Genomic DNA, 2,971 nt, shown 5'->3' with positions numbered 1-2,971 from the left:
GGACCGCACGGTTCACCATGATCACCACGGCGAAGATCATGCCGCCCTCACCCCGGCCGTCACATCGCCGCCGCAATCACGCACCAGCTCGTAAGACGAAGGCCGATCGGCAGAAGTGGATCACGTCAGGCCATAGCGAGTTCGGAGGGCTCAGCCTTCTTCGTGGGCCGCGCCTCGTCGGACACCGGCCGTCAGTGTGCGGATCGCTCGATGAGCGCGTGACCTTCGGCCGTGAGTTCCACCAGGACGGTTCGACGGCCGGTGCTTGCTGGTGTTCATTCGACGAGGCCGTCGCGTTCGGCTCGGGCAATGCCTTGTGAGATCGCGCCGGCGGTGACCAGTGTCCGCCGGGCAATCTCGCGGTGCTGAGGGTGTAGGGCGGGCCTGAGCGGCGGATGACGGAGAGCAGGTCGAGGTGGCTGCATCGATCCCGGCCCCCCGCAGTGCCCCGCTGCGGTCGTCGGTGAGTCAGATCCGGAAGCATCGGCGGGTTCATCCCCGGAGGCGACACCGACACCGCCGATACTTCTCTGCCGTCGCCAGCCGAAGCGGTCAGATGACACCACGTCACCCGCTCGAGCGACCCGGACGAGGATCAGCGAGTTCCACCTACCTGCCGGCCTGGCTTTCACGGGCTGAATCATCAAGGAGGAACGCCACAGCGCGCTCAGCCACGACCGGAGCTGATTTCCCTTCCGGCCCAAAATGGTTGAGACCGGCCAACGTTTCGAGTGCGGCATTGGGAAGGGTGTCGCGGAGAGCGTCGAACTCCGCTCTGCTCGCGCGCGGGGTGCGGCTCCCGCGAAGGAGCAGCACTGAAGCGGTGACCGCCGTGAACGCAGCGAGTCGGCCCTGTTGGGCTGCCACCTGCTCATGCTCGGCCAGATTGGCCTGGAGAAGGGGCCGCATCCGCTGCCAGCTCGGCCCACGGAAGCCAATTCGTAGCGCCATGCGTAGATACCAGTACGGCAGCTTGGTTACATAGGCTGGCGCGCCGTTCGAGCCTCGGATGAAGTGACAGAACGCGCCGTATGGGTCGCCCGCGGCCAGTCGTTCCCGGTAAGGGGTCATCCAGTCGGTGGGGACAGGACCGGCTGGTACTCCAGGCTCATAGACCGCGAGGCGGTCGAACACCTGGCAGGAGCGTGCGCTCTCAAGGGCCACAAGTCCGCCGTAGCTGTGACCGAACACCAGCCGCGCTCCGGTCTCCGCCTGGACGGCGAGTAGATCTTCTACTTCCCGCCTCAGGGTGTACTGGGATCCTTGGGGGCCGCTGGCGCCGCGTCCTCGCCGCTCGAGGAGGTATACCGTGAATGAGCGGGACAACGCTGAGGCCAACGGCAGGTAGTCCTCGGAGGTTCGCAGAGCACCGCCGAGCACGATGAGACCCGGCCCGGCGCCCATCGTCCGATAGCTGACCGCCGTGCCGTCGGCTGAGAAGACCGTGCGCTGGGGTACCGGCGGGGTCTGGGTGCTTCGGCTCACTTGGTCCTCTCCTGCTCCAGCCGCTCGAACGTCTCCAACAGTCGCGAGGTCTGCTCGGCGTACTGGTCGTACGGCACGCCGCTGTGTGCGGCGAGGGCTGCCAGCCGCTCTTCAAAACCTGTCTGGACCGAGGCCACCAGCTGCTTGCCGTCATCGGTCAGACTCAGCCGCCGACGATTCCCTCCGGCCGGGTCGGGCTGGACGTCAAGAAGCCCATCGGCGGCAAGGACGCCGGTCATGCGGCTTACCGACGGCTCGGTCACACCGAGGCACTCGGCAAGGGCGCGCTGTGTCGAGATGCCTAGCCTGCCCACCAAGGTCAGTGCCAGGAAGCGACTGTAGGAGATGTTGTGTTCCGCCCGCAGGATCCGGTCGGCCGCCCGATCCAGGCGGGCGGTGAGCACATGCAGGTCAACACCCAGATTGCGTTTCACCCTTCTAACTTAACATCCTAACTTAGGAGCGCAAGTTTGGTTGCTGGTTCACCTGCGCTACGACCTGCGCAACCGCGTCGGCGCTGCACACGGCGAACCCGCCGAGGAAGCGCCGCAACCTCGCCCACGGCCACGTCGCCCAGACCCCCCTCCTCCCGATCACGATCTGCATGATCAACCTGCAGATCCTCAGCGACTGGCAGACCGGCACCGGTGAAAGCCCACTGGAAGTCGACCGCACCCCCAGCGGTGGCAGCGAGAGCTCCGACCCCGCCACCCTCACCCCGAACGGCCTTCCCCCACCCGCCTGCTGACTGATCAAATCCCAGCAAAGCGAACAGACCAGTGCCAAACGCCGTCGTCGACACCAGAGCGAGACCCCGACGGAGCCGCGCTAGGCGACAGAGGGGTTGTCGGCGTTTCTGGGCGGCCTGGACAAGGGGTCTGACCTGCGTTGATGCACCATCAAGGTGGGGGATGACCGGAAGCGGTATCGGAAGCGGTACCGGAAGCGTGTCGCCGGGCCTGTCCGGGCCCGGGACAAGGGGTCGCCGGGCGATTCTCACCGGCCTCCGGGTAGCCGTCCGGGCGGTGGGCGGCGCTGCTGCGACAGTACCCGGCGCGGGCCTTCGGCACGCCCGTCTTCACGCGGTCAGCTGGCCGGTCCGGTGGTCGTCGGTGCCGGGGCGGTGCGCAGCCGGGCGGGCGGCGGTGTCGGTGCTGGCGGCCGGGAGGCGGGGAGGTACTGCGGGATGACGGCGGCCAGACCCTCGGCAACCTCCAGGAGGAGCGGGTACTGACATTGGCGCTTCAGGGTGATGGCGGCGGGAGGTCGAGGGAGAGGCCGGTCCCGGCGAGGAAGCCGTCGAGGATGTCGGGGCGGTACTGGAGCCGTTTGAGCCGGTTGCGGACGAGGGCTTCGAGGCGGTCGACGGCGACCGAGGACAGGTTGGCCAGGCTGCGCTTGACGTGCGCCCAGAGCCACTCCACGGGGTTCAGGTCCGGCGCGTAAGCGGGCAGGATGAACACCGTCAGCCAGTCCCGCGCGCCGA

At 67.5% G+C, this 2,971-nt stretch carries 5 protein-coding genes and 1 pseudogene; 2 read left to right on the top strand and 4 right to left on the bottom strand.

Features of this window, described 5'->3' with window-relative positions:
- Positions 1 to 320, top strand: a 320-nt coding sequence (locus AB0D10_RS46095) for a hypothetical protein (RefSeq protein ID WP_360269042.1), incomplete at its 5' end; no start/stop codon positions are given.
- On the opposite strand, the pseudogene AB0D10_RS46090 reads toward AB0D10_RS46095, so the two are convergent.
- The 3 genes and pseudogenes from AB0D10_RS46090 to AB0D10_RS46080 form a co-directional block, all read right to left on the bottom strand.
- Positions 201 to 444 (bottom strand): annotated as a pseudogene (locus AB0D10_RS46090) (MarR family transcriptional regulator); the annotation flags it as partial. The gene AB0D10_RS46095 and the pseudogene AB0D10_RS46090 sit on opposite strands and share 120 nt — an antisense overlap.
- Before the next feature lie 165 nt (positions 445 to 609).
- Positions 610 to 1,485 (bottom strand): alpha/beta hydrolase, encoded by an 876-nt coding sequence (locus AB0D10_RS46085; protein ID WP_360269039.1) that lies wholly within the window; start codon positions 1,483 to 1,485, stop codon positions 610 to 612.
- A complete protein-coding gene (locus AB0D10_RS46080) occupies positions 1,482 to 1,919 on the bottom strand; it encodes a MarR family transcriptional regulator (RefSeq protein ID WP_360269036.1) in 438 nt (145 codons plus the stop codon). Before AB0D10_RS46080 ends, AB0D10_RS46085 begins: the two co-directional genes overlap by 4 nt.
- A gap of 170 nt (positions 1,920 to 2,089) precedes the next feature.
- Here AB0D10_RS46080 and AB0D10_RS46075 point away from each other — a divergent pair, with 170 nt between their 5' ends.
- A complete protein-coding gene (locus AB0D10_RS46075) occupies positions 2,090 to 2,233 on the top strand; it encodes a hypothetical protein (protein WP_360269033.1) in 144 nt (47 codons plus the stop codon).
- 496 nt (positions 2,234 to 2,729) lie between these two features.
- Here the strand turns inward: AB0D10_RS46075 and AB0D10_RS46070 are convergent.
- The coding region (locus tag AB0D10_RS46070) for a transposase (protein ID WP_360269030.1) at positions 2,730 to 2,971 on the bottom strand (242 nt) is incomplete at its 5' end.

Source organism: Kitasatospora sp. NPDC048545, from assembly GCF_040651155.1.
In the GTDB taxonomy this organism is placed as follows: domain Bacteria; phylum Actinomycetota; class Actinomycetes; order Streptomycetales; family Streptomycetaceae; genus Kitasatospora.
The sequence above is the reverse complement of the archived record's forward strand: the minus strand, read 5'-3'. Positions and strand labels throughout refer to the sequence as shown.

Coding starts and splice junctions, on each gene's coding strand:
- AB0D10_RS46075 (WP_360269033.1), top strand. CDS start 2,090: ATGATCAACCTGCAGATCCTCAGCGACTGGCAGACCGGCACCGGTGAA.